Source organism: Cohnella sp. GCM10027633 (assembly GCF_042675445.1).
Taxonomy (GTDB): domain Bacteria; phylum Bacillota; class Bacilli; order Paenibacillales; family Paenibacillaceae; genus Cohnella.
The window spans coordinates 138,179-162,539 of the sequence record NZ_JBHTGV010000006.1; the positions used below are offsets into that span (position 1 = coordinate 138,179).

Genomic DNA, 24,361 nt, shown 5'->3' on the forward strand with positions numbered 1-24,361 from the left:
GGAGGAACATTGTCCTATCGGTTGTCCGAAAGCATCATTAAAGACAAAGTATCCGAGAACGCGATCGGAACGATTACGCAGGCGGGAGGTAAATTGGACAACTACTTGCGGACTTATGATCAACTCACCCTGCAACTGCTTATGGAACCCGAGGTGAACGGCGCGACGGCTACGCTCTTCTCGCCGGAGGCGACGAGTAACGACCGGCGCGAAGCCAAGAAGACGCTGCAAGAGAAGTTTAACCCTTATACGAACGCCGACCCGAATATTCTGGCCATTCATGCCCTGTCCGCCGACGGGGATAAGCTCACGACGGTCGGTACGGGTAATTCGCTCTTGATGCAGGTCGTCGCGGATACCGGCGCCAAGGACAAGAGCTGGTTTACGCGCGCCATTGAGGCCGGCGGCAACCCGGTGTGGTTATCGACCTCGAGCGAAGGGCTTGTCGAGTCGTCCAATCGCACATCGTCGTTCGGCATTGCAAGGTTGCTCCAGACCCCGGTCTCGAACAATCCGATCGGCGTTATTCTCATCGAGATCAACTACGAGGCGATGAAGGCGGAGCTCGTTTCCTTGACCGGCACGCAGAACAACCACGTTCACCTGCTCGACGCGGACGGGCAATACGTATACGACGACGGCTCGCAGCCGATCGGCGCGAAGTCTTCCCTGGCGCTGACGGCAACGCCGACGGCCACGTACGAAGCGGCCGATCCCTACGGGCAGAACGCGCTTATCGCGGCTTCCCGCTCCGAATTGACGGGATGGACGCTATACGGCACGTTCCCGGTGGACGTTCTCGTCCGGGACGCGAAGCGGATATGGACGCAGACGCTGCTCATCGCGGCTGTCGCCGCCGTGCTGGCCGTCTTCATCAGCATCGTGCTCGTTCGCATGATCGGCCGTCCGCTCGTTCAGCTTCGCAACCTCATGCAGCTCGGCCGGCAAGGGCAGTTGCAGTCCCGCGCCCGCGTCGGCAACCGCGACGAGCTCGGACAGCTCGCCGATAGCTACAACGGCATGATCGACAACATCGCCTCCCTCGTCCGTCAGACGAGCGATTCCGCGTTACACGTGCACGGCCGCTCGGACGACATTCTCGCGGCCTCGCGGAGAACGGCCGACTCCGCCAAGGAAATTTCCCAAGCGACGGTCGGAATCGCCTCCGGCGCTTCGACGCTCGCCGCGCAAGCCGAGCACGGGATCGAGCTGACGCAGCATATCGGCGTCCGGATGGACGACGTCGTCGAGAGCAACCGCCGCATGGGCGTCACCGCGTCGGAGATGCGCAACGTCAGCCGGGAAGGCGCCGCCTACATGAGCGAGCTCATGACGAAGACGAACGCCGCCGAGGCGCAGACGAGGATCATCGCCGGCAAGGTCAAACAACTGGAAGGAAGCGCATCTTCCATTCTCAGAATCGTCGAGCTGCTTCATAACCTCTCGAAGCAGACGAACATTCTGTCGCTGAACGCCACGATCGAAGCTTCGCGGGCGGGCTCGGCGGGCAGAGGGTTCATGGTCATCGCGGGCGAGATCCGCAAGCTCGCCGAGCAGTCGCGCCAGTCGCTCGACTCCGTCGGCCATACGATCGAACGCATCCGCACCGAGATCGGCGAGACGGCCCAAGCGCTCGAGGAAGCGTACCCGACGTATCGCGAACAGATCGTCTCCGCTAACCATGCGGACCGTATATTTACCGACGTGCATACGAATATGGACAGCTTCATCGGGCAGTTGGGCAGCGTAACGGATTCCGTCGAACGCCTTAAGCAATCCCAAGCTTCGCTCGCGACGACCATGCATAGCGTCAGCGTCGTGTCGCAGCAATCGAGCGCAGCTTCGGAACAGGTCGCCTCGCTCGGCATGGAGCAGCTGTCGGTCAGCGAAGGCTTCGTGACGCTCGCCGAGCAGCTGCGCGAACTGTCCGCCAGCCTTAGAGACACGCTGGCCAAGTTTACGGTATGAACACGAACGGGGCTGCATCCCAAGTCGAAGTCTAAGTCGACATGGGGTGCAGCCCCGTCCTTTGCGAATCCTGTTCCGGACTATGGCGCGCTATTCGAATAGATCGGTGCTCAAGTATTTAAGACCCGAATCGTTAATCGTAAGGACGATGCGCGAGCCGCGCTCCCGTCCTTCGAGCAGCTTCAACGCGGCCGCCAGGTTCGCGCCGGAGGAGAATCCGGCGAAGATGCCTTCGCGGCGGGCCAACGCCCGGGTCGCCGCGATCGCTTCTTCGTCCGTCACCGTCAAGAAATCCGTCACGTCGTCTCGGTTCAGCAGCGGCAACGGCATGCCGTAGCCGCCCCCTTGTACCTTATGGCGGCCGTCCGTAACGGGATGACCGGCAAGGAAGGGCGCGGCCTCCGGCTCGATCGCGTAGCAGCGAATCGCCGGATTATACCGCCGAAGCGCCTTGGCGCAGCCCGCGAACGTACCGCCGCTGCCCAAGAAATCGACGAACGCGTCGATGTTCCCTTCCGTCTGCTCCCACATCTCGGCGGCGGTATAATGCTCGTGGGCATGGACGTTGCCGAGGCGTTCGAACTGATCCGCCCTGAAGGCGCCCAATTCCGTCACGAGCCGCTGCGTCACGGCTTCCGCGAGCGCGATGCTCTCTCCCGACACTTGACCGGGCACCGAACCCGGCGGTTGGTCGACGAGCACGACTTCGGCGCCGAGCGCGCTCATCATGCGCGCCCGTTCGGACGAATTCCCCTTCGACATTACGGCGACGAACTTGTATCCTCTTACCGCGCATACGATCGCGAGACCGGTCCCCGTGTTGCCGCTCGTCAGCTCCACGACCGTCTGTCCCGGCTTCAGGCTGCCGTCCTTCTCCGCTTCTTCGATAATCCGAAGCGCGATCCGGTCCTTCTTGCTGAAGCCAGGATTCAAGTACTCGAGCTTCGCGTAGATTTCCCCGTCCAGTCCTTCGGTCAGCCTGGACAGCCGAACCATCGGCGTATTGCCGATCGCTTGGTCTGCGCCGGTTAACAGTTTTGCTCTCATGGGCCACCCTCCCTTTCTCTGTCTGCTAGTATTCCAACACGACCATCTGATGGCATTCCAATCTGCCCAGCGTATAAGTCAGGACGCCGTCCGACTGAACGAACGGGAGCTCTTCCATCTGCGGTGCCGCATAGACCCGACGGATCGGCTGTTCGACCCGAATGCGCGAAGGGATATCGTACAGAGGCACGATGTCCTCGACGACCTCGATTCCGTTGCCGCGCTTGACGGGGGAGGCGTAGAGCAGATGCTGAACGTAGCGGTCGCGTGACGGTTGATGCTGCAAGGTAACGATGCCTTGCGCCGGCAATCCGACCTTCATGCTGTTCCTGCCCGCCAACAGACGGTCCAGCGCGTCCAATACCATTTCCCTCAGAATCAGGCTGCCTTTTACCGCATAATCCTCGAACACTGCCCAAGCGATATAGATGCCGTTCGCGCTTCGCACGACGCCCGGCCCTCCGTCGTTCATCGCGCTCGGCGTATGCTGATGGGAGCAGAAGGAGAAGACGTCCCGGTTGAAGTACGGATCTTCGCGTCCTCCGATCGCCGTACCGCCGGCCAGCTCGATTCTCTGGCCTTTGCCGTACATGACGTAGGCCGCTTCGTTCAACGCCCCCCGAGCTTCCTTCAGCCGATAATAATCGGGCTGATACGGATTCGGCTCCAGCCACCGGACGCCGAGATCGATCGCGAACCGATCGCCTTCGGGGCGTAGTCCCGAGCGCCCCGTCGCGAGCACTTGACCGCCTCCGGCCAAGTAGGCGTTCACTTTGTCCGACAGTTGCCCGTCCAACGTTACGTTGTCCGGAAGGATCAGTACGGCATAGCGGCCGAAGTCCGCCAGCGCGTCGACGACGTCGAACAGAATCTTCCCTTCCAACAGCATCCGAACGGCTCCGGCGTCGGTCTGCAGCGTGCGCGTATCTTGCATCGCGTCGTCCGTCGCCTCGAGCGACAGCAGCGCGACGTCTGCGACGTTCGAGACGTCGGCGCACCACGGCTCCTTGGCCTCGACTTCCCGGTAGGCCGCTCCGATGAGCGAATACGTGGCCGGATCCATGCTGCCGCTCGGATGCAATTGATCTCCGATGGAGCAACGGGAACCGTTCGCGAGACTGAGCGCCGTCTCGTACCGCAACGCGTTCGGGTGCTTATAGCCCCCGAATTCTCCCCACGTCGTATGGAATTTGCCGGTCATGCCGAGGAAATCCATCCCCAGCGTCTGGGCGTACCTCGCCGATAACGGGAAGTGATCGTACCCCCATCCGCCCGTCGGAAGCGATTCCAGCTCCAGATGCGTATTCATGCGTGCCAGATCGCGCCTGCCGCGGCGGATGTGGCCTCCGTTATGGAAGATTCCTATGCCCGGCCGTAATGCATCGACGACTTCGCGGACGCGATTCGTATATCGTTCATATGTCCGTTCCCATACGTTCAGCATCGCCTTCTCGTCGCGGGGATCGCCTCCCGCTTCGCGGACCGAAGCGACGCAGTACTGGCAATAGCACTTGTTAACGCCAACGATGTCGAGGAAGATCCCATCCGCCTCGTAGCGCGTCAATACTTCCTCGATCTGGGCGATCAACAGGTCCAGATACGGCGTATTGAAGCAGAGCACGTGATACCCCGCTTCCATGAAACCCTGCGCCCAGCTCGTCTTGTCGTCGATGTCTCTGACCAGCCAATCCGGACGGCGCCGAGCCAGCTTCTCGTCCAATCCGGCCGAGAGATAGACCGGCGTCTTCACGCCGATCTCGTGCGCGGCCTCGATCATCGCGCCTAACAGATCGAAAGCGAGACCGGGATGCGTCTCGTTCTTCTCGCTCGGATGATAAGCCCAACCGTGGTGGCACTTGGAGAATACGGTAATCGAATCGACGCTTCCTTCGCGTAGCTTTTCTTGAAACTGCCGCTTCTCGAAACGTTCCCCGATTCCGGCTATCGCTTCCGACGTATGGAAATCGAGGTGAACTTGTCTGAACCTCATACGCGCCTCCTATTTCGCTATCTCGGCCAACAGCTCTCCGACGATGCCGTCGTAGTCTTGATCGCTTAGCGAGAACAGCTCTTCTATGGTCTTCCTCGAATCCCGGTGCAGCTCCCGTTGATCGTCCCATAGGAACACCCGACGCATGCGCAGCGCCAGCTTGTCCCGGTCTCCGCCTCGCTCGACGTACATTCGGAAAATCTCGCAGTCGCGAATGCCCTTCTGCAGCAGCTTATAGCGAAGCGACAGCATCGGCTTGCCTTCCCGCCCCGGATACACGAAGTTCGTGTCGCCGGCCGGGAAGAACGGATAATGATAGGAGATACGGTTCAGCGGATCGTTCGGCCAAGCCGTATAATTCCAACGCAGGAAGCCGTCCAGCTTGAAATGCCAAGCGATCCAAGGAATCGCCCTGCTCTCCAGCAGATGCGAGCTAATGAACGTGTTCGGGTACTTGATGTCGCACGCGACGTAATAGAGCGTCTTGCCCGCTTGGCCTTCCTTCAGGCTCATCATCCGTTCGTACTCGACGGCTACGCAATCCAGCCCGGCCACATGGTCCAGCAGCCCTTCCTCTTCCATGAATTCCGCATGATTGATCGCGACCTTGTATTGGAAGGAAGGCGCCATCGCCCGCAGCTCCCGCATGCGGCTGCGGAACCTCGCGAGATCCTTCGGCTCATCCGCCAGTATTCTGACCCGATCGATCCAGCCCTTCTCGATGAAGTTCCGCTCGAGGGCGGCGACGTATCGCGCCAGCTGGCGCTTCTCTCTCATATACTTGTAGGTTCCGCTGCTCTCGTCGTAATACCGGATCCGCACGGCATCGTCATGGTCCTCGATGACGCCGCCGAAGCCCGCATCCTCGAGCACCCAGATGTTCAGCAGGCCGAACACCTCGATCTCCTGGCGGATGCCGTGCTTCATGCACAATTCCACGTACCGGTTCAACGCTCCGAAGTCGAATCGCCATTCCTCGTCCGCTTGCCGCGTCACTTGGACGATGCTGTATTCGAATTGATTCGCGGGATCGATCCGATCGTAGCAGGAAGCTTGTCCGGACCACGGAATCTCGGAGACGACGACGGAGATCGCCTTCTGGCCGAGCTCCGCCAGGGAGGAGACGTACGGCTCCAAGATCGCGAAATGCCGCTCGCTCCACAGCTCCGCGTCGTATTTGCGGGCGATATTGGAGCTGTGCTGCCATAAGTCCAAGTAAAAGGCGTAATCCGCCGGCGAGCTCAAGGCGACGTCCAGCACTTTCAATTCGAAGGTCAACGTACGTACGACGGTCTCGTCCTCGAACATGCGATGCCTGAATACGGTAATTACCGGAACGTAAGTCCCCGGCTCCGCATCCGAATCGATCTCGACCTCGATCCATACGGGCTGCGCTCTTCTCTTCTCCACGTAGATCGAAGCCTGTTGCAAGAGCATGTCCGACTTCAATTGCCTGTCGTCATCCTCTACGAGACCGACCAGATTGGCTCGAACGCGGCCCCGTTGCAATCCCGGCACATCCACGCGGACGCGATAAGTATCGATGGGACCCCGCTCGTAGAAAACCGCGTCTTCGTTGACGCATACGAGCATTTCCTCCTCCGAATACATCAGCAGCTGCACGGCCGCCCTGTCGTTCTTCCCGCATACGAGGGAGATCGGCTTGTTCTCTTCGAAAGGCGCCGCGAATTTGTGATAGACGCCGAATACGTACTTATAGCTGTCATGCTCCAGCCCTAACGTTATCGTCATGGGTATTCCTCCAGAAGTTAAGAAGTCCGCTTATTCGCTAGGCCATCCGATGGAGGCCGGCAAGATTCACCTCGCCCCGCAGCGGCTCGCCTTGGACGAAGAGCTCCAATTCGCGGGTCAAGTAATCGCCGATCCGATAGAGCCCGTTGTTGGTCGCGCCCGCGATATGCGGGATCAACGTGACGTTGGGCAACGAACGGAACGGATGGTCGATCGCCGGGGGCTCGGGCTCGGTGACGTCCAAGCACGCCCACAGCCGTCCCTTGCGCAGCTCCGCTGCCAGCGCCTCCTCGTCGATGAGCGATCCTCTGGCCGTATTGATCAGAACGGCGTCGTCCTTCATCAGCCGAAGCGTCCGTTCATTGATCATCCGGTCGGTTTCCGGTATCGAAGGCGCGTGAACGGATACGACGTCGGATTCCCGGAGCAGCTCGTCCAGATCGACCTTAACCGCTCCCATCGCGCGGATGTCCGCTTCGGAGACGAAGGGATCGTGGACGAGAACGCGAACTTGGAACGATTGCAGCAGCCGGATCAGATGCTTGCCAGACAGCCCCGCGCCGATAATGCCGACGTTCACCTCGTACAGCTCGCGCACGAGCTCGCGCTGCCTATCCCATTCTCCTTCGCGCGTATTACGGGCAAGCTGCCAAATGTTCTTGAGCGACACGATCGCAAGACCGAGCGCCGTCTCGGCTACGCCCCGCGCCAAGGCGTCGTTGGCGCTGCAGACGCGGATTCCGCGCTGCGCCACGGCCGGACTCGCGATCGGCTTCACCGTTCCCGCCGCGTGGGCGATCAGTTGGAGGTTCGGAGCGCGATCGAGAATGCTTGCGTCCAGCGACGGACATCCCCAGGAGGTGACGACGATGTCCGCCCCCGCGATGAGCTCCGCCGCCTCTTCGGGAGAAGGCCTTCGCGGACTTGGATTGACGCGCAACCGTCCGAGCTTCTCCAATCGCTCCAGGTGCTCGGGTTTGAATAACCGGTCCGTGAGCGTCCGGTCCTGTAGCAGCACGATCTGCCTGTCGTTCATCGTTTCGTCTCCTTCAGCCATCGATCTAGAAAGGAATAAGCCAGCTCCCGGATTTCATCCGGGAAATCATGCCCCCCCGCCCCGATGTAGGACCGGAAGCGGTCTTCGCGGCCGAGCCGGCGGTACAGCTTCATCAGCTCGTGCATGCCTTCCCCGACCGATCTCCAATGGGGGAAGATATGATCGTCCTGGCCGGCGTAGTTGAAAAAAGGTACCGGCGCGCATAAGGCGGCGATCTCATGGAATTCGAAAGGAACCCGGTCCTCGGCCAAGTCCGCCGAAATCTTCGGAATGTGCGTATACGGATACGGACGATGGCCCCAATGCTCGGGCTGCGGGTCTCCGGTGAACGGGCTGAAGCCGCAGCTCGATACGACGGCCTTGATCCGGCGGTCCATGCCCGCAAGGAAATAGGAATTGTAGCCGCCGAAGGAATGACCGATCGCTCCGATGGCCTCGGGATCGACCTCCTCCAAGGAACGGAGCACGTCGACGCCTTGCTTGTGATCGGACAGGTTCTTGGCCACCATGGACCACTCCAGATGCCGCTCGTAGAAGGGCCCGCTATGGAACGCGGGATAACCCGGATAGATCCGTTCGCCTGCCGTGAGGGCGTCCGGCGCGAGCACGACGTAACCTCGCCGCGCGAGCTCTACGGCGTACATGCGGTTGGCCCTTCCGGAGTCCGTCGCGATATCTTCTTTGCCCTGCTCGATCGTCGGATGGAGCGCGATAACGGCGGGGTAGCCGCTCTCCGGACGGGGGAACAAGGCGGGATCCGGCAAGAGAAGATAGGCCGATATTCGATCGCCGTAAGCCGTATCGTAGACGACTTGGATTCTCGTATGTCCGGGCTGCTCGCTCTTGGACACCTGCTGCAGTCTCGCGGACGGTCTTGCGGGCATCGCGCCGATATACGCCAGCCAGCTCCGACGGATTGCCGCGAGCTTCTCTACCCATTGTTCCTCGCTCTCGATGCCGCCGAGCAGCGGCGGAATGCCCGATCGGTTCAATTGCGACAGGACGTATGTCATAAGGCATCCCTGCTTTCGATAGTAAATAGACGGCTTCCTCCGAATAGAGGGATCGCCCCGTCGGAGAAAGCCTCCATAAGAACATTACTTATAAGCCGACATGAAGTCTTCGATAAGGATCGTCTTGTTCTCCAGCCTGGCCTGTTCGGCGGCGAACGCCATGACGTGGCTCTGCACCGATACGCTGGCCGAGGATAAGCTCTCGCCGGGACCGTCGCCTCGGACGAGCTGAACGAAATCCCTCATGATGCCCCGGTCCCCTCCGCCGTGATGACCGGTCGCGTTCAGATGAATCGTCTCCGTGGTCCCCGTCTTGAAGTCGGTCATTTCGATCGTTTGTTTGCCCATGTGCGCCCGCAGCTGTCCCCGGGTACCCATCAGCTTCAAGGTTCTCCCGCCGTCCGTCGTGAACGCGGACATCGTGAACGTGGCCGTAATCTCGTTCGCGAATTGCATGGCGACGACCTGATGGTCGACCACGTCGTTGTCGCAATGATAGACGCATCTGCCGTACGGACCGTTTCGGAGCGCTTCGAGGACCCCTTCGTTGCTCGTGTCGCTGCTGATCGCGGCACGGAGAATTCTCGCGGACGTCTCGTCGTCGAGGTCCATATAAATATCCGGTGCGTAATAAGGACAGGTCGAGCTGACCGGACAGCCGTCCATGCAACGCAACGGCGCTCCTTCGGGCGCGTTGTCCTTCTTGAAATGGGTAAGCGCTCCGAAGGAAGACAATCGCGTACAATCCGCCCCCGCCAGCCATACGAGAATGTCGAGGTCGTGGCAGCTCTTGGCCAGAATCATCGGGTTGGACTCTGCGGAATTCCGCCAATGGCCCCTGACGAAGCTGTGGGCGTGATGCCAATACCCGACGTTCTCGATCATATCCATCGACATGAGCCGCCCGATCCGGCCTTCGCCCAGCAATCGCTTGATGGTAGAGAAGAACGGCGTGTAGCGCAGCACGTGACAGATCGAGAATACGCCGTCGTGACGCTTGGATAGCTCGCCCAGCGTTACGCATTCCCGCGGGTCGTTCGACATCGGCTTCTCTAGCAACACGTGATAGCCGAGCTCCAGCGCTTTGACCGCGGGCTCGAAGTGCATGCGGTCCTGCGTGCAGATGATCACCGCATCCGCGACCCGCGGCCCGGACAACAGCTGCTCCCAGCTTTCGTAACATCGGGCGGGGTCGATCCGATGCCGAAGCGCGAAAGAACGCCTTCTCTCTTCATCCGGCTCGGCGACCGCCGTAAATTGCATTTCGTTCGGGTAGTCCAGCGCGTATTGGGCGTATTCGTTGCCTCTTCCGCCCGCGCCGATGACCGCCGCCGTTATTTTCTTCATGCCGTTTCCTCCTGTCTTGCCGCTATCATCCTTTAACGGAACCGATCAGCGCGCCTTGCTCAAAATGTTTTTGTATGAACGGATACACCGCGATAACAGGCAAGCAGCCCAGCAAGATGACCGCGTATTTCAGCGATTCCAGCACGACCTTCTGTCCGGACGCCGACGAAGCCTCGAGGACGTCCCCGGCTTGGCCGACGACGATCAGGTTGCGGATCACGAGCTGCAGAGGGAACAGGTCTTGATCGCGCAGCAACAAGAGCGCGGCAGAGAAGCTGTTCCAGATTTCCACCGTATAGAACAACCCCACGGTCAGCAACACCGGTTTGGACAACGGAACGACGATCGACGTCAGCAGCCTGAAGTCGGACAGTCCGTCTATCCGGCCCGATTCCTCGATCTCCTTCGGGATCCCTTGGAAGAACGTCCGCATGATAATCAGGTTGTACGTGTTCAGCGCGTTGGGAAGCACCATCGCCCAGATCGTATCGACCAACCCGTACGATCTCGCCACCAGGTAGAACGGAATCATGCCGCCGTAGAACATGATCGTGAAGACGATGAACAGCATGATCGGCTTGCCGAAAATCAAGTTTTTCCGCGATAGCGCGTAAGCGCCCATGACCGTGATCGACATGGAGATGAAGCCGCCGAGAACGACGTACAGCAACGTGTTGCGATAGCCGATCCAGATTCTCTCGTCGCCGAGCGCGGCGTTCACCGCGTCCCATTGGATCCCTCTCGGCCATAAGCCGACTTCGTTGCGGACGACGAATTCGGGCGAGCTGATCGCCACCGAAACCATGTGCAGGAAGGGGAATAGGCAAGCGAACGCCACGCCGGCCAGCAGCAAGAAGTTGACGACGTCGAACGCGCCGATCCTTCGATTCGTTACCATAGGCTCGTCTCCCCTACCTTCCTGCTGACCCGGTTGGCCGTATAGATGAACAACAGCGATACGATGGCCATGGACAGATCGATGGCCGCGGCGTAACTGAATCCGCCTCCCAGTATCCCGATGCGATAGACGTAAGTCGAAATAATGTCCGATGTTTCCATGTTCGCCGCGTTGCCGAGCAAGAACGCCTTATCGAAGCTGACTTCCAGAATGCCGCCGATTTGGAGAATGAACAGAATGACGATGGCCGGCACGATGCCCGGAAGCGTAACGTGAAGCGTCTGCTTCCATCTTCCCGCCCCGTCCATCTTGGCCGCTTCGTACAGCTGCGGATCGATCGCGGTCAACGCCGCCAGGAAGATGATCGTTCCGAAGCCCACGGTCTGCCAGATATCCGAGGCGATGAAGATCGTACGGAACCACTCGGACTTCTGCAGGAATAAAACCGGTTCGAAGCCCATCGTCTGAATCACCTTATTGATCCAACCCGTGCTCGGAGACAGCAGCATGATCAGAATGCTGGAGATGACGACCTGGGACAGGAAGAACGGCATGTAGCTCACGGTCTGCACGAACTTGCGGTACTTCTTCCAGCGCATCTCATGGAACAGAATCGCCAGAACGATCGGCGCCGGGAAGGAGAACAGAAACTTATATAATCCCAATAAGAGCGTATTCCGAATAATGATCCACGCATCGGGGTTGTCGATGAACGTCCGATAATGCTTAAGCCCGACCCAGTCGCTGGCCCACACGCCCTTGAACAGATTGTAGTCCATGAAGGAAACCGCGATCCCGAACATCGGGACGTATCTGAACATGATGTAGTAGATAAGCGCGGGGGCGAGCAGCAGCAAATACACGCGATCGCGTTTCAGCCGACGCGCGACGGATAGTCTATTCATGGCTGCCTCTCCTCCCGAATAAAGGGCAGGACCCTACGCGCGAGTGTCGGCGTACGGCCCTGCGGTTCGCATAGCGATAACGCTTTATTTCGTATTCGCGATCTGACGGTCCAACGCGGTCTGAAGCGTCGCGCGAATCGTCTCGAGACCGTGCTTCTCCAGATCCTTCACGAAAGCGTCCCATTCGGTCATCGGCCGCTCGCCGTAGATGAACTTCGTCACTTCGCCCGTCCAGAACTTCCAGATTTGATCGTTATACGCGGATAGGTTCGCGGCTTCGTCCGCCGTCAACGCAGGGCGGCTGTAAGCGACCGGGAACCGGTATTTCGGCGCTTCCACGTACGCTTCCTTCTCCTCGTCCTTCACGAGAGCGAGCCAAGCTTCGAAGTCGAACCAACCGTAAGTGGCAGCCGTCTGGATGCCGGAGACGACGCGAAGATCGTTAGGCTCCTTGTACGTATCGTTGAACTTCCGCTTGCCGTCCGCGATCGTATAGGTCTCGCCTTCTTTGCCCCAGCTCTGGATGTCCTTCCCCTTCTCGGAGAAGATGTAATCCAGGTAACGGTAAGCCGCATCCTTATTCTTCGAAGTCGAAGCGACGGACAATCCGAAGCTCTCGGAACCGCCTCTAGGGAGATAAGGCTCGGTACCTACGCCGATCGGAGGCGCCATGAACTCGAGGCTGCCTTCCGGCAGCTGGTTGTTCATGATCTCGATCTGGCCGATGAATTGGACGGTAACGAACGCCTTGTTCGTCGACATGAATTGCGCCCATGCTTTGTAATCCATCGTGAGCCAATCCGGCGGCATCAGCTTCGCTTCCAGGAACTTGTGGAGCGTCTCGACCATCGTCTTGGCATTCGGATCTTGAAGACCGTACTTCATCTTGGTCGGATCCTGAGGATCTTGGTAGAATTCCGGATAGATGCCGAACGAAGGACCGAACGTATCCAGCGTGCTCAGGCCGTGGCGGAACAGGAACGGGTAGCTGTCCGGGTACAGCTCCTTCAGCTTCATGGACGTCTCGTAGAGCTCGTCCCAAGTCGTCGGCGGAGTCAGTCCGTGCTTCTTGAAGATATCCTCGCGGTAGAACCAGACCATCTGGCTCGATTCGCCCGCTCCGTCGTTAATGATGCTGTAGATTTCGCCGTTCGGAGACGTGACTCTCGCTTTGACTTCCGGCTTGCTTTCCAAGTAAGCTTTCACGTTCGGCATCTGATCCAGATGCTTGGACAGATCTTCGAACGCGCCCTGCGGACCGAATTTCTGAACGTCGTTCGGGAAGACGGACATGATGTCCGGCATATCCCCGGAGGATACGGCGAGCGCCAGCGATTCGGGACCCGTCGCGAGCTCCTGCTCGACCGTGATGTTCGTCTCTTCCTTCACCCACTTCCATACGCCCCAATCCTCTTTCGGAGGCCAACCCGCGTTGTTCTCCGTCAGGATGCGAATGGTCGCCGCTTCCGGCAGCGCCGGAGCCGCGCTCTGCGATGCGCTTGCCGTCGGGCTCTCGCTTGCGGAGCCGGAAGGACTCGAAGCGGAATTACCGTCGTTATTGCCGCATGCGCTGATCAATAAAGCCATTGATACGACTGCCATCGATGCTAACTTGCCTTTTCTCATCTCGTTACCCCATCCTTTAGAATTGAATGTGTAAGCTTGCGCGTCGGAAGTCGATCGAGCCGATCCGGCGTCTCCTTCTTTCGCTTGCCCCCATCATAGGCCGGGGCGGAAGCCGCGGTATATAAGACGTTGCGCGGGAAGCTGGTACTTTTATCGGATAGTCGAAAAAAGTACCAGTCCGCCGTAAAAAAGCCGAAACGGCGGCAGGACCGGGATTACACCCGCGCGATCCTGCCGCCGTTCCTCATGGGGCCGAGTGCCCGCTATTGCGATATTCGCTCGGCTTAAGCCCCGTATATTTCTTGAACATCCGGTTGAACGAAGTGATGTTCCGATAGCCGACGGCTTCCGCGACCTCTTGAATTTTCAAACGGCTGTCGTGCAGCAGCAGGGAGGCAGCTTTGTTCACGCGCGTCTCGTTCACGAATTCCACGAGGTTCGTGCCCGTCTTCTCCTTGAAATAGGTCGACAAGTATCCGCTGCTTATATTCAGCTTCTCGGCAAGGGCGTCCAAGTAAATTTCTTCCGCTAAATTGTCCTTCACGTAATCCATGACGAAGGTAACGATATTGTCCTTCGGTTCCTTCTTCGCGTGAATCGCTTCCGCGGTTTGCTTCACCCAATCGCGAAGCAATCGCTCCAGTTCTTCGGCGGTGACGCATTGGCCGATTCTCTCTTCCGCGTTGGCCAGAATCTCCTCGAGCCGGGCCGGACTCAATAGCCCCGCGGAGACGGTGTGGCGAATTCGCTCCGTGATCCATTCGGCGAACCGCAGCCAGGCTGCCGCCGTTACGTCCGCGCTTCGCCACTGGTCCAGGAAGCGATCGAACAGCTGCGACAACGCTTCCGTATGGCCTTCCCGGAGATTCGCCCGGAACTGCGTATCCTGCTCGGGGCTGAAGCCGAATGCGATCGTTCCGCCCGGCGAATCGGCCACGATCTGCGTCTCGTCCACGAGACGACGCTCCTCGATGCGCTCCAGTACTTCCTTATAGGCTTCGTTGATCTGCTCCGAATGATCGAATATCGAGGTGACCGCGATCGTAATCGTACCGCTGTCCCGGTCTTGGTCGAAGATCGCCTTCATGTCTTCGAGCATCCGATGCAGCTCCTCCATTCGATCGATGAACACGAGGCTAAGAATGCGATTGTATTCGATCTGGAACGTCAGGGCGTCCGGGAAAGACTGGTTCAACCTCTCTTCGATGAACACTTTCATATAGTACAGCCATCTCTGGAACGTCCCGTTCGACGAAGGGGCGTTCTTCTTCTCGACGACTTGGATAAGGACGAACACGAAGGGCTTGCCGGCGAAATCGAGCTTGTCGGAATCGTTCTCGTTCCGAATGTCCTTCAGCCGGTGGATGAACGCCCATTGCTTCTGCAGCTTGTTCTTATCGCGCAGTTGGCTGCTGATCAGATCGAATTCCTGAATATTGGACCGATAATCGCCCGCGTCTCCCGATCCCCTGATCGAGGCGATCAGCTTCTTGAACGGATTGTTGATCCTGGCCGCGAACAGCAGGGAGATCACGATGACGAACAGGATCACGCCGGCGATCACCGCGACCAACGTGAACTTGAGCCGCGTCTGGTAGGCTAACTGAGACTCCGGCACCCGCTGCATATAGGTCATCCCGCTATTGTCGGCCGTCTTATAGAAATGATATTTGTCGTCGTGTATGAATTCGTTTCCCTTATGCTCCTTCAGCGCGCCGAGCGACAGGATGGAATCGGAAGTCCCGCTTCGGTATATCGTCTCTCCCGCCCCGTTATAGATCGCGAAGTCGTCGTTGATCGCTTGATGGAACGCCGTATACATTTTCTTGGCATCGAGAAGGACGACCATGTAGAACTCATCGTTGTCCGCGCGCTTGAATACGATCGGAATCAGCTCTCCGACGGCCTCTCGCCGGTTCTGGAATATATTCGAGTAGAAGGACTCCGCCGGGAAAACGCGATTGTTGTACGTCTGTTCGAACTGCGCGTCCCAGAACGACAGAGGATACCGATCGCTTGCCAGGAACGCGCCGAACATGACGTCGGGCTTCGCGCTCGTGCCTTTTTCCACCGCGAATTGACCGGACTTGGAATAGAACACGATGTTATGGATGAACAGGTTCGGATTGGATACCCAGTACACGATGTCCTTGATGACTTCGGGGAAATCGGAATATCGGGGTTCGCTCTGCAACTGCTGAACCCGTTCGCTGAAGTAGAACAGAGACATTTGCTTCTTGATCATATCGAAATGCTTCTCGTAGTTAGCCATCGTGTTGCGCAGCATCAGAGTATTGTATTTGACGATCTCCTCGCGGACATTGCTCTTCGATACGGAGAGCGTATAGGTGGTAAGCGCCGCGAGAATGAGGATGATGCACAAAAATCCCGCGACCAGTCGCAGGAACAGGGAGTTGGACTTCGAGCGTATATAGCGCAGGGGCTGTCTCCTGTTCATAACCATCCCTCTTTCTGTCGACGGACCGGATGCGCGCGCATCTTCGTTCCGTTATTCACGCTCCGCCGGCGAGTTTCTGACTTCTGTAGGCTTGTCCGAAGAGAGCTCCGTCATAACCGGTTGCCTCCAAGGGAATATCGCGCAGATAGACCGGTTGGCCGTCATTTTCCCGCGACAACTTGGCCGCTATCGCCGCCAGTTCGACCTCCGCCAACGAAGCGAAGGCAAGAGGAGCGGGCGTCTCCCCCGCGTAATAAGGCAAAGCGACTTCTAACAAAGATCGGTACAGCTTGCCGAAATCGACTTGAAAATGAGTGACGTCTCGTTGCGTCGTAATCGTTGCGTACATCGGCAAATATCCTTGCGTCGCGCCGACGATCACTTGTCCTCGATTGCCGTTATGCCATACGACTTCGACGTGTTGCTGTACATGCTCGGCTAAGTACCGGACGTACGCGATTCCTTCTCCCATAATGCCGTGAAGCATCGAGTACGCGTGAATGCCGTAGTTGAACTCATCAACGGAACAGCCGGCGATCGCGAATACCGTCTCCTTGCGATCATGCGTAGCGGACCACTCTCGGATTTCCTCGCACCAGCGCAACGACGATCCGCCGAACACCTTGATCCCTCGTCTCTCCCACTGGAGTATGGTCGAGAGGTCCTTGGCGTTGCCTGCCATCGGTTTGTCCAGGAAGATGCTTTTGCCGGCGTTGACGAAAGCCTCGGCCCGCTCGAGATGAACGTCCCAATCGCAGCTATGAATGATGGCGAGATCGACGACTTCGGCCATGTCCGTCAAAGAAGAGAATACCCGTTCTATGCCATGCCGCTCGGCGAACTTCTCCGCGTAACCCGCCGGGTACACTCGGCCGCCGTCATATACGCCGACGACGGAGTGCCCGAGTTCCCGAATGATGGGAATCCAATTGTCCGGATGAGAAGTATCGAGGTCTACGATGCCGATTCGCAATTTGCCCATCGTCGTTATGCTCCTTCCGCCAAGCGGTTCTACTATCTTCCTATTCTAACATGGTTAATATAAATTTAAGAATTTGTTTCTCGGAGGTTAACCGCCGTAGCGTATGATGGTCATACGTATGCGAACGGCATGCGGGACGAAGACTGGAAGGGAGCCGTTATCGATGAAATCATGGATACCGATCGCGCTCGCGGTCATGCTGCTTGGCGCGGGCTGCTCGTCTCCGCTTCGGGACCAAGCCTCTATCGAGAAGGACGTGAAGCTCATGGATCGACAGCTCATCTCTGCCGCCGAACGCGGAGACAACGATAGACTGCGGCAGCTCTTGCAAGAAGGCGCCGACATGAACGCGCGCGACTCGCGCGGAAGAACCGCCATCATGGCCGCGACGCACGGCAACCGGCCGGAGGCGGTCAAGCTGCTGATCGACGCGGGCGCGGATATTAACGCGCAGGACGATAGACGGGACAATCCGTTCCTGTATGCCGGGGCCGAAGGACGGTTCGAAATTCTGGAGCTGCTCATCGCGGCGAAGGCGGACACGAAGCTGACGAACCGTTACGGCGGAACCGCGCTCATTCCCGCTGCGGAGAAGGGACACGTGGACAACGTACGCTCGCTGCTGACGAAGACCGACGTCGACGTCAACCACGTGAACGATCTCGGCTGGACGGCTCTGTTGGAGGCCGTCGTCTTAACGAACGGCGGACCGAAGCATCAGGAGATCGTCCGGCTACTGATCGCGCACGGAGCGGACGTGAATATCGCCGACCGGGAGGGCGTGACGCCGCTGCGGCATGCCGTCAACCGCGGCTTCGCCGAGATGGAAGCGATCCTTCGCGAAGCGGGGGCGCGGTAGATGTCCATTCGGTTGCGCTTGCTCCTGACGAACACGATCATGCTCGTCATTACGATCCTTATCTTCCTCACGACGGCGTTCTTGGTTACGACGGCCGTGACCGGAGACGTGCGAAGCGTGAAGCAATTTTACCGGATCCATCTCTCTCTCGATCCGTTGAACGCGGCTCAGGAGAACATTTTCCAGGAACTGAAATACGTCGCCAAGAACGATCCCGACCAATTGCTTAACCCGGAGACGCTGAAGGAATGGGAATATAAGCTTCGAGTGGAACGGGCCTCGTTGCTTATCCGTCACGAGGACCGAACCCTGCTCGATGCTCCCTCCCTTGACGCCGAAGGACTCGCGTCGCATCTTCCCGCCTACGAGATGGACAACTTGAACATTCGCGATACGTTCACGATCGGCGACCGCTTCTTCGCGTACGGCAAGTTCGATTATTATTACGGCGATAGGAGCAAGGGCAGCTTGTTCGTCATCCGGGAAGTCAGTCCTTTCACGGCGCTCGTCGGGAAGCTGCTGCCCGTTCTCATCTCGCTCTTGTTCGTGCTACTGGTCGGCGCCAATATTCTGCTCTATTGGTACGTGACCCGCAGCATCGTCAAACCGCTTAGCTTGTTGCGGGCTTCGGCGGCGCGCATCAAGGAAGGCGATCTGGACTTCCGGGTGCGGCCGTCGACGCAGAACGAGATGGGCCAGCTCCTTCAGGCGTTCGAGGAGATGCGCCTCAAGCTGAAGGAATCCGTCGAGCTGCGCATGCGGTACGAAGACAACCGGAACGCGCTGATCTCCGACATCTCGCACGACTTGAAGACGCCGATCACGACGATCAAGGGCTACGTCGAAGGCATCCGCGACGGAGTGGCCGGCACGAAGGACAAGATGGACAAGTACATGGAGACGATCTACGGCAAGGCGGTCGAGATGGATCGCCTCATCGACGAGCTGTTCCTCTATTCGAAGCTGAACTTGAAGAAAGTCCCGTTCGACTTTCGGCGGATCGACGTGCGGCGGTTCTTGACGGATATCGCGGAGGAGCTGCGGTTCGATCTGGAGAGGCAGTCGATTCGGCTCCGGTGGCCGGACGAACATGGCACCCCCGTCTTCGCGATCGTTGATCCGGAGAAGCTGCGGCGCGTCGTCGGCAATGTCGTCTCCAATAGCGCGAAGTTCATGAACGCGGAACCGAAAATCATCGAGCTGCGTTTGACGGCGGAACCGGACCGCGTAATCGTCGAGATCGCGGACAACGGCCCCGGCATCGGACCGGATGCGCTCCCTCGGGTGTTCGAACGATTTTACCGGGAGGATGCCTCCCGAAGCGAAAGCACCGGCGGAAGCGGCCTTGGGCTCGCGATCGCCAAGGAAATCATCGACGGACACGGCGGCACGATCGCCGCAACCAGCAAGCCGGGAGAAGGAACCGTCGTTCGGTTCTCGTTGAACCGGGCGGAGAGGAGCGATACGAAGTCATGAAGCACATTCTCATTATCGAGGACGAGTCGAGCATATCGGATCTGCAGAGAGATTATTTCGAACTGAACGGATTCGCGGTGGACGTCTGCCACAGAGGCGACGAAGGGCTTCAGCTCGCGCTGGCTCGTCCCTACGATCTGATTCTGGTCGATCTGATGCTCCCGGGAATGGACGGCTACGAGATTTGCCGGCGCATTCGCGAGCGGAAGGAAGTGCCGATACTGATCGTCTCCGCCAAGAAGGAAGAGATCGATAAGATCCGGGGCTTCGGCATGGGCGCCGACGATTACGTCACGAAGCCGTTCAGCCCGAGCGAGCTCGTCGCCCGGGTCAAGGCCCACCTGACTCGATACGACAGACTGGTCGGCGGCAAGGACGCGAACAAGAACGAGATACGCATTCGGGCGCTCTCTATCGATACCGCCTCCCGCAGAGTGTTCGTCGGAGACGCGGAAGCGATCTGCACGGCCAAGGAATTCGACTTGCTTACGTTCCTGGCGACTCATCCGAACCGGGTGTTCAGCAAGGAAGAGCTGTTCGAGAGAATCTGGGGCATCGATTCGTACGGAGATATCGGGACCGTTACCGTGCATGTCCGGCGCATTCGCGAGAAGATCGAGCAGGACCCTTCCAATCCGCAATATATCGAGACGGTGTGGGGAGCCGGCTATCGGCTGACCGTATGACCGATTAATAGAACGTTAGCTTCCCGTTCAGAATTCGTTAAGATCTGCTTCCTTCCCCGTTAAGAATGACCCCTTAAGATGAAGAGGTAGCGAATTCATCCGATAAGGGAGTGCATTATTCATGAACAAACAAGCCATCGCCCTGATGCTCGCGGCGGCGATCGCGACGACCGGAGCTCTCGTACCGTATAACGTCACGCAGGCGCAAACCGCGAGGATCTCGTTCAGCGACCTCGCCCAAGCGGGTTCGTATCAAGCGGCCTTGCAGGCTCTGGCCGATAAGCGGATCTTAGCCGGTTACGCCGATGGAACGGTCAAACCGAACCGTACGATGAACCGCGCGGAATTGTCCAAGGTGCTCGCCGTCGCGTTCGGCCTGAATCCGCAAGGCGCGGCGGAATTGACGGCGGACGACGTATCCAAGGATCACTGGTACTATCGGTATGCCGCCGCTCTGAGCGGCAACGGCATCCTGCAGGCGGAGAACGGCAAGTACCTGCCGCATGCGAACGTCACGCAGGAACAACTGGTAGGCGCGGTAGCGAAGCTGATCAATAAGAAACCGATTATCGTGCAGACATGGGTCGACGGCTATGAAGCGGACGCAACCGCGACTCGGGGCGTTGCGGCGCAGCTCGTCTGGGAAGCGATCCCGCATATTCCGTCCGCGTCGGCGACCGTGACCGGCGTCAAGGCGCTGAACCCTGCGACGTTGGAAGTGACCTTCTCGGCGCCGCTGACGGCCGCCGACGTCAACTTGGAACAAGCGAAGCTGAACTTTGCGTTCGACAACGGCATCGGCATTCTCAACGTGCCGCAGTTGAAGAACGGCGCACGGTCGACGTATATCGTTCCCGTAACCGTCCAACAACCGGGCACGACGTATAAGCTAACGTACAAAGGCACGGTCGCGGGATCGTTCGAAGCCGCGACGAACAAGGTAACGCTCGGCACCGCTCGCCAAGTATCGAACGATACGTTCGAAGTCGAGTCGTACCGCGCGGAAGGCACGGCGGATTACGCGTACCTCGTCGAAGCTTACTACGGCAGCCGGAACGGCCAAGAGATCGCGCTCGACGAGAACAACGCGCATAACGGGCAGTCGTATATGATCGTCTCTTCGCTAAGGGACAAGAGCGTGACGCTGACTCCGGAAGGCGGCGAGCCGATCGTCGCGGCATACGTGCCCTACACGCAAGCGACCGACGGACGCCAAGCGCCGAAGTTCCGCTTGCCTAGCGGAACGACGCTGCAGCCCGGCGTCCAATATACGGTAACCTCCTCGTGGGCGACCGTGAAGGACGCCTCGTTCGTTGCCGGCGCGATCGCCCCGCTGACAGTTGCATCTACGGTCGCGGTGAGCGAGACGAGCATCGAGGTCGCGCTCTCGCAAGATCCGAAGGACGAGCTGTTCTCCGGCCGCGGCGTCGAACTGACGGCGGCGGACGGCACGAAGCTGACCGCGCAATACCGCGTGCAAACCCGCAAGGGCGCCGTCGGCACGTTCGACCTCGCCGCGGGAGGGAAGCTGGCTCCGGGAACGACGTACGCGGTCGCGCCGATCGGGAATTGGGCGATCGCGAGCGGGGTGACGGTAACGACCAAGTAAATGGGAATAGCCCGCATGCTCCGAGGAGCTTGCGGGCTACTTTGCATTATTCGGCTCGGTCGTTTCGACTTGTTAATGCTTGCACTCGTCGTCGAACTGCACCGCGCCCACCGCCAGCGGAGCGCTGGCGACGCCCGGGTTGTCGCCGAGATAAGCGCCTTGCGCGATCAGCTCGCGCTGCAACGCGGCGATCGGCACGTCGCGGAAGCCGGTGCCGGAAGCGCTGGCCATGGCGGAAGCTACGCCCGCTGCTTCGCCCATCGCGAAGCAGTTCGGCATGACGCGAAGCGAGCCTTGAACCGGACGGTCGGACGAGACGGAACGGCCGGCGACGATCAGGTTGGATTTGCCTTGCGGCAGCATGCAGCGGTACGGTACGCCGTGCGACTGTCCCGGCGGCAGATGCTTGACCGTCATCGTCGTGGCGGCGTTGGCCAAGTGAATATCGATGAAGTACGAATTGCGGGCGATATCGTCCTCGAACGAACGCGCGGATAAGAAGTCCTCGACCGTCAGCGTATAGTCGCCCTGAATGCGCCGCGTCTCGCGGATGCCGATCTGGTCGCCGGAATGGACGAGATGAATGTTCTCGAAGCCCGGGACGTACTGGCGCAAGAACCGGATTTGCGTCTGGATCAGCTTGCGCCCCTCGATGGCCGCACTCGTTAACTGCTCCGCATTCGTACCGTCGACGCCGAAGACGTGGCCGAAGTTGAAGCCGGCGACCGAATCCGTCACCCACGAGATGCCCGAGATGCGCTTGCGCCCTTCGGGGAGATCGCCGTTCTGCTGCGCCCGGATGACGGTCGGCTCCAGATGCGCCGGCTGCCCCGTCTCCTCCAGATAACGCAGGAATCGCCCCTTATCCGCACCGGTGACGAGGTAGCACATCGTGCCCGGCTGCAGTTCCCCGCCGTCGCCGCCCGATTGGAACGGAACGCCGGCCAGCGCGGCCAAGTCGCCGTCGCCCGTCGCGTCGATGTACAGCTTCGCCTGGATGACGGACCGTCCGGACTTGTTGCTGACGACGAGTCCCGCGATCCGATCGCCGTCGAGCAGCACCTGGTCCGCGAACGTATGGAACAGTACCCTCGCACCGCTCGCCAGCACTACTTCGTCGTATACCCGCTTCAGCGTCTCCACATCAATCGGCACCCAATCGAGCTGGGCGCCGTACGCCTCTTCGAACTTCGGTCCTGCCGCCGCCTTCATCTTGTCCAGCAGGTCCAGCCCGATGCCGCGAATGACCGGCTTCTCGCCGTCCGTGTACGGACAGAATGCCGGTACCAAGGCGGCCGTTCCCATTCCGCCCATGTAGCCCCGCTGTTCGATCAGGAGCACGTCCGCTCCGCTGCGCGCAGCCGCGATCGCCGCGGCGATGCCCGTCGGGCCTCCGCCGACGACGACCACGTCGGGCGAGTCGCTGACCCGCAGCGCCTGCGCAGGTATGGTCACGAGAGTCGAAGATTTCATCATGAGTTCCCTCCATCGTGTTCTCTATTGCTTTCAGCCTCATTATAGAGCGCGGTCGCGGCGCGATTAAGTTTAACTTTTGTTTCACTTATCTTTCGCTTATGCTAGAGTCGACGTCTTGAATATGAACGGAAAGGAAATTCGACATGCCGATTCGTAAATCCGTTACGCTGCGCACGATCGCCACCGAATTGGGTCTGACGGTGCAGACCGTCTCCAAGGCGCTGAAGGGCAAGCCCGGCATGTCCGAAGAGACGCGCCGACTCGTCGTCAGAACCGCCGAGAAGCTCGGCTACTATACGTCGGAGCAAATCCGCAGCCTGAAGGTCGACCGCATCGCCCCCTATCCGAGCGAGAGCATGCATTTCCTGCTTGCCCTCACCGATGCGTCCGCCTCGTACATCCGCGAATTGTTGAACGGCTTGCAGGAGCGATTCTATTCGTTCGGCCATCGGATCGAGCAAGTGATTCTACCGCGCCATGTGCAAGCGAAAGACATGCCGGACTGGATCGAGGCCAAGGGCATGAACTACGCGGACGGCGTATTCATCGCCCCGACCATCTCGCCGGAGGCGTGGGAACGCGCTCTGTTCGGCTTGCAAGCTCCGCGCATTCTGCTCAACTTCCCTCCGCCGGGACTGAGACTCGACAGCGTCATCTGGGACGTGTACGAAGCCGCCTATCAATCGGTCTCGTATTTGCGAGAGCTCGGGCACGAACGAATTCTGTACGTCGGGGACATCCACCGACAGCGCGGCTATATTCTGCGTTGGCAAGCGTTCGTCTACGCGATGGACAAGCTGGGAGCCGGCTCTGACTCCGCCCCGCGTTGGACAGGCCGGCGCGACGACGACCGCGAATGGATGGCGGAGCTCCGAAGCCGACTGGACGCCTACCGGCCGACGGCCGTCGTCTGCGGCATCCACGAGGACGTATCCGCCGTCTACTCGTTATGCCTCGAGCGGGGCTGGCGCGTGCCCGAGGACGTCTCCCTCGTCGGCTTCCTGAACGAGCAACCCGCCGAGCTTCCGCCCTTCACCCGGCCGCTGCTGCCGATTCGCGACACCGGCTACCGCGCCGCCGACCGGATGCTGTGGCGCATCGCGAATCCGACGCTGCCCTACGAGCATATCCGCATTCAGAGCGAGCTGTTCGTCGGCGGCACGACTGCCGCTCCCCGCGCATAAAGGAAGGCTATGTTAAATTCTAATGTTG

The 24,361-nt window shown here is 59.3% G+C and carries 18 protein-coding genes; 6 read left to right on the forward strand and 12 right to left on the reverse strand.

Features of this window, described 5'->3' with window-relative positions; all coding sequences use genetic code 11:
• Positions 1-9: 9 nt before the first annotated feature.
• Positions 10-1,968, forward strand: a complete 1,959-nt coding sequence (locus tag ACFQZG_RS16180) for a methyl-accepting chemotaxis protein (RefSeq protein ID WP_378154290.1) — start codon at positions 10-12, stop codon at positions 1,966-1,968.
• A 90-nt stretch (positions 1,969-2,058) separates the two neighbouring features.
• On the opposite strand, the gene ACFQZG_RS16185 is transcribed toward ACFQZG_RS16180, so the two are convergent.
• From ACFQZG_RS16185 to ACFQZG_RS16235, 11 genes are all read right to left on the reverse strand, one after another.
• Positions 2,059-3,015, reverse strand: a complete 957-nt coding sequence (locus ACFQZG_RS16185) for a PLP-dependent cysteine synthase family protein (protein ID WP_378154292.1) — start codon at positions 3,013-3,015, stop codon at positions 2,059-2,061.
• 25 nt (positions 3,016-3,040) lie between these two features.
• Positions 3,041-5,005, reverse strand: a complete 1,965-nt coding sequence (locus ACFQZG_RS16190) for a beta-galactosidase trimerization domain-containing protein (RefSeq protein WP_378154294.1) — start codon at positions 5,003-5,005, stop codon at positions 3,041-3,043.
• A gap of 9 nt (positions 5,006-5,014) precedes the next feature.
• Positions 5,015-6,757 carry a DUF4091 domain-containing protein gene (locus ACFQZG_RS16195; RefSeq protein ID WP_378154296.1) on the reverse strand — a complete coding sequence of 581 codons (1,743 nt, stop codon included), beginning with the start codon at positions 6,755-6,757 and terminating at the stop codon, positions 5,015-5,017.
• Positions 6,758-6,794: 37 nt separating this feature from the next.
• A complete protein-coding gene (locus ACFQZG_RS16200; RefSeq protein ID WP_378154298.1) occupies positions 6,795-7,793 on the reverse strand; it encodes a hydroxyacid dehydrogenase in 999 nt (332 codons plus the stop codon).
• On the reverse strand, positions 7,790-8,827 hold the full coding sequence (locus ACFQZG_RS16205; protein ID WP_378154300.1) for an alpha/beta hydrolase: 1,038 nt from the start codon (positions 8,825-8,827) through the stop codon (positions 7,790-7,792). Before ACFQZG_RS16205 ends, ACFQZG_RS16200 begins: the two co-directional genes overlap by 4 nt.
• A gap of 84 nt (positions 8,828-8,911) precedes the next feature.
• Positions 8,912-10,174, reverse strand: a complete 1,263-nt coding sequence (locus tag ACFQZG_RS16210) for a Gfo/Idh/MocA family protein (protein ID WP_378154302.1) — start codon at positions 10,172-10,174, stop codon at positions 8,912-8,914.
• Between the two features lie 25 nt (positions 10,175-10,199).
• The gene (locus ACFQZG_RS16215) at positions 10,200-11,072 is read right to left on the reverse strand and encodes a carbohydrate ABC transporter permease (protein WP_378154304.1); all 873 of its coding nucleotides are present in this window, start codon (positions 11,070-11,072) and stop codon (positions 10,200-10,202) included.
• The gene (locus tag ACFQZG_RS16220; protein WP_378154306.1) at positions 11,066-11,977 is read right to left on the reverse strand and encodes an ABC transporter permease; all 912 of its coding nucleotides are present in this window, start codon (positions 11,975-11,977) and stop codon (positions 11,066-11,068) included. Before ACFQZG_RS16220 ends, ACFQZG_RS16215 begins: the two co-directional genes overlap by 7 nt.
• Positions 11,978-12,061: 84 nt before the next feature.
• Positions 12,062-13,603, reverse strand: a complete 1,542-nt coding sequence (locus ACFQZG_RS16225; RefSeq protein WP_378154308.1) for an extracellular solute-binding protein — start codon at positions 13,601-13,603, stop codon at positions 12,062-12,064.
• Between the two features lie 244 nt (positions 13,604-13,847).
• Positions 13,848-16,061 carry a helix-turn-helix domain-containing protein gene (locus ACFQZG_RS16230; protein WP_378154310.1) on the reverse strand — a complete coding sequence of 738 codons (2,214 nt, stop codon included), beginning with the start codon at positions 16,059-16,061 and terminating at the stop codon, positions 13,848-13,850.
• A 55-nt stretch (positions 16,062-16,116) separates the two neighbouring features.
• Positions 16,117-17,043 (reverse strand): Gfo/Idh/MocA family oxidoreductase, encoded by a 927-nt coding sequence (locus ACFQZG_RS16235; RefSeq protein ID WP_378154312.1) that lies wholly within the window; start codon positions 17,041-17,043, stop codon positions 16,117-16,119.
• A gap of 163 nt (positions 17,044-17,206) precedes the next feature.
• Between ACFQZG_RS16235 and ACFQZG_RS16240 the strand changes: the two genes are divergently transcribed.
• The 4 genes from ACFQZG_RS16240 to ACFQZG_RS16255 all read left to right on the forward strand — a co-directional run bounded on the left by ACFQZG_RS16240 (position 17,207) and on the right by ACFQZG_RS16255 (position 21,673).
• Entirely contained in the window at positions 17,207-17,902 is a 696-nt protein-coding gene (locus ACFQZG_RS16240) for an ankyrin repeat domain-containing protein (RefSeq protein ID WP_378154314.1), read from the forward strand.
• Positions 17,903-19,378, forward strand: a complete 1,476-nt coding sequence (locus ACFQZG_RS16245) for a sensor histidine kinase (RefSeq protein ID WP_378154316.1) — start codon at positions 17,903-17,905, stop codon at positions 19,376-19,378.
• Positions 19,375-20,064, forward strand: a complete 690-nt coding sequence (locus tag ACFQZG_RS16250) for a response regulator transcription factor (RefSeq protein ID WP_378154318.1) — start codon at positions 19,375-19,377, stop codon at positions 20,062-20,064. The genes ACFQZG_RS16245 and ACFQZG_RS16250 overlap by 4 nt, the downstream gene beginning before the upstream one ends.
• Before the next feature lie 121 nt (positions 20,065-20,185).
• Positions 20,186-21,673 carry an S-layer homology domain-containing protein gene (locus ACFQZG_RS16255; protein WP_378154320.1) on the forward strand — a complete coding sequence of 496 codons (1,488 nt, stop codon included), beginning with the start codon at positions 20,186-20,188 and terminating at the stop codon, positions 21,671-21,673.
• Positions 21,674-21,745: 72 nt separating this feature from the next.
• Here ACFQZG_RS16255 and ACFQZG_RS16260 read toward each other — a convergent pair whose 3' ends face one another.
• Positions 21,746-23,146 carry an FAD-dependent oxidoreductase gene (locus ACFQZG_RS16260; RefSeq protein WP_378154322.1) on the reverse strand — a complete coding sequence of 467 codons (1,401 nt, stop codon included), beginning with the start codon at positions 23,144-23,146 and terminating at the stop codon, positions 21,746-21,748.
• 146 nt (positions 23,147-23,292) lie between these two features.
• Here ACFQZG_RS16260 and ACFQZG_RS16265 point away from each other — a divergent pair, with 146 nt between their 5' ends.
• Positions 23,293-24,333 (forward strand): LacI family DNA-binding transcriptional regulator, encoded by a 1,041-nt coding sequence (locus tag ACFQZG_RS16265; protein ID WP_378154324.1) that lies wholly within the window; start codon positions 23,293-23,295, stop codon positions 24,331-24,333.
• The last annotated feature ends 28 nt before the right edge of the window (positions 24,334-24,361 follow it).

Coding starts and splice junctions, on each gene's coding strand:
- ACFQZG_RS16185 (WP_378154292.1), bottom strand. CDS start 3,015: ATGAGAGCAAAACTGTTAACCGGCGCAGACCAAGCGATCGGCAATACG.
- ACFQZG_RS16190 (WP_378154294.1), bottom strand. CDS start 5,005: ATGAGGTTCAGACAAGTTCACCTCGATTTCCATACGTCGGAAGCGATA.
- ACFQZG_RS16195 (WP_378154296.1), bottom strand. CDS start 6,757: ATGACGATAACGTTAGGGCTGGAGCATGACAGCTATAAGTACGTATTC.
- ACFQZG_RS16200 (WP_378154298.1), bottom strand. CDS start 7,793: ATGAACGACAGGCAGATCGTGCTGCTACAGGACCGGACGCTCACGGAC.
- ACFQZG_RS16205 (WP_378154300.1), bottom strand. CDS start 8,827: ATGACATACGTCCTGTCGCAATTGAACCGATCGGGCATTCCGCCGCTG.
- ACFQZG_RS16210 (WP_378154302.1), bottom strand. CDS start 10,174: ATGAAGAAAATAACGGCGGCGGTCATCGGCGCGGGCGGAAGAGGCAAC.
- ACFQZG_RS16215 (WP_378154304.1), bottom strand. CDS start 11,072: ATGGTAACGAATCGAAGGATCGGCGCGTTCGACGTCGTCAACTTCTTG.
- ACFQZG_RS16220 (WP_378154306.1), bottom strand. CDS start 11,977: ATGAATAGACTATCCGTCGCGCGTCGGCTGAAACGCGATCGCGTGTAT.
- ACFQZG_RS16225 (WP_378154308.1), bottom strand. CDS start 13,603: ATGAGAAAAGGCAAGTTAGCATCGATGGCAGTCGTATCAATGGCTTTA.
- ACFQZG_RS16230 (WP_378154310.1), bottom strand. CDS start 16,061: ATGAACAGGAGACAGCCCCTGCGCTATATACGCTCGAAGTCCAACTCC.
- ACFQZG_RS16235 (WP_378154312.1), bottom strand. CDS start 17,043: ATGGGCAAATTGCGAATCGGCATCGTAGACCTCGATACTTCTCATCCG.
- ACFQZG_RS16240 (WP_378154314.1), top strand. CDS start 17,207: ATGAAATCATGGATACCGATCGCGCTCGCGGTCATGCTGCTTGGCGCG.
- ACFQZG_RS16245 (WP_378154316.1), top strand. CDS start 17,903: ATGTCCATTCGGTTGCGCTTGCTCCTGACGAACACGATCATGCTCGTC.
- ACFQZG_RS16250 (WP_378154318.1), top strand. CDS start 19,375: ATGAAGCACATTCTCATTATCGAGGACGAGTCGAGCATATCGGATCTG.
- ACFQZG_RS16255 (WP_378154320.1), top strand. CDS start 20,186: ATGAACAAACAAGCCATCGCCCTGATGCTCGCGGCGGCGATCGCGACG.
- ACFQZG_RS16260 (WP_378154322.1), bottom strand. CDS start 23,146: ATGAAATCTTCGACTCTCGTGACCATACCTGCGCAGGCGCTGCGGGTC.
- ACFQZG_RS16265 (WP_378154324.1), top strand. CDS start 23,293: ATGCCGATTCGTAAATCCGTTACGCTGCGCACGATCGCCACCGAATTG.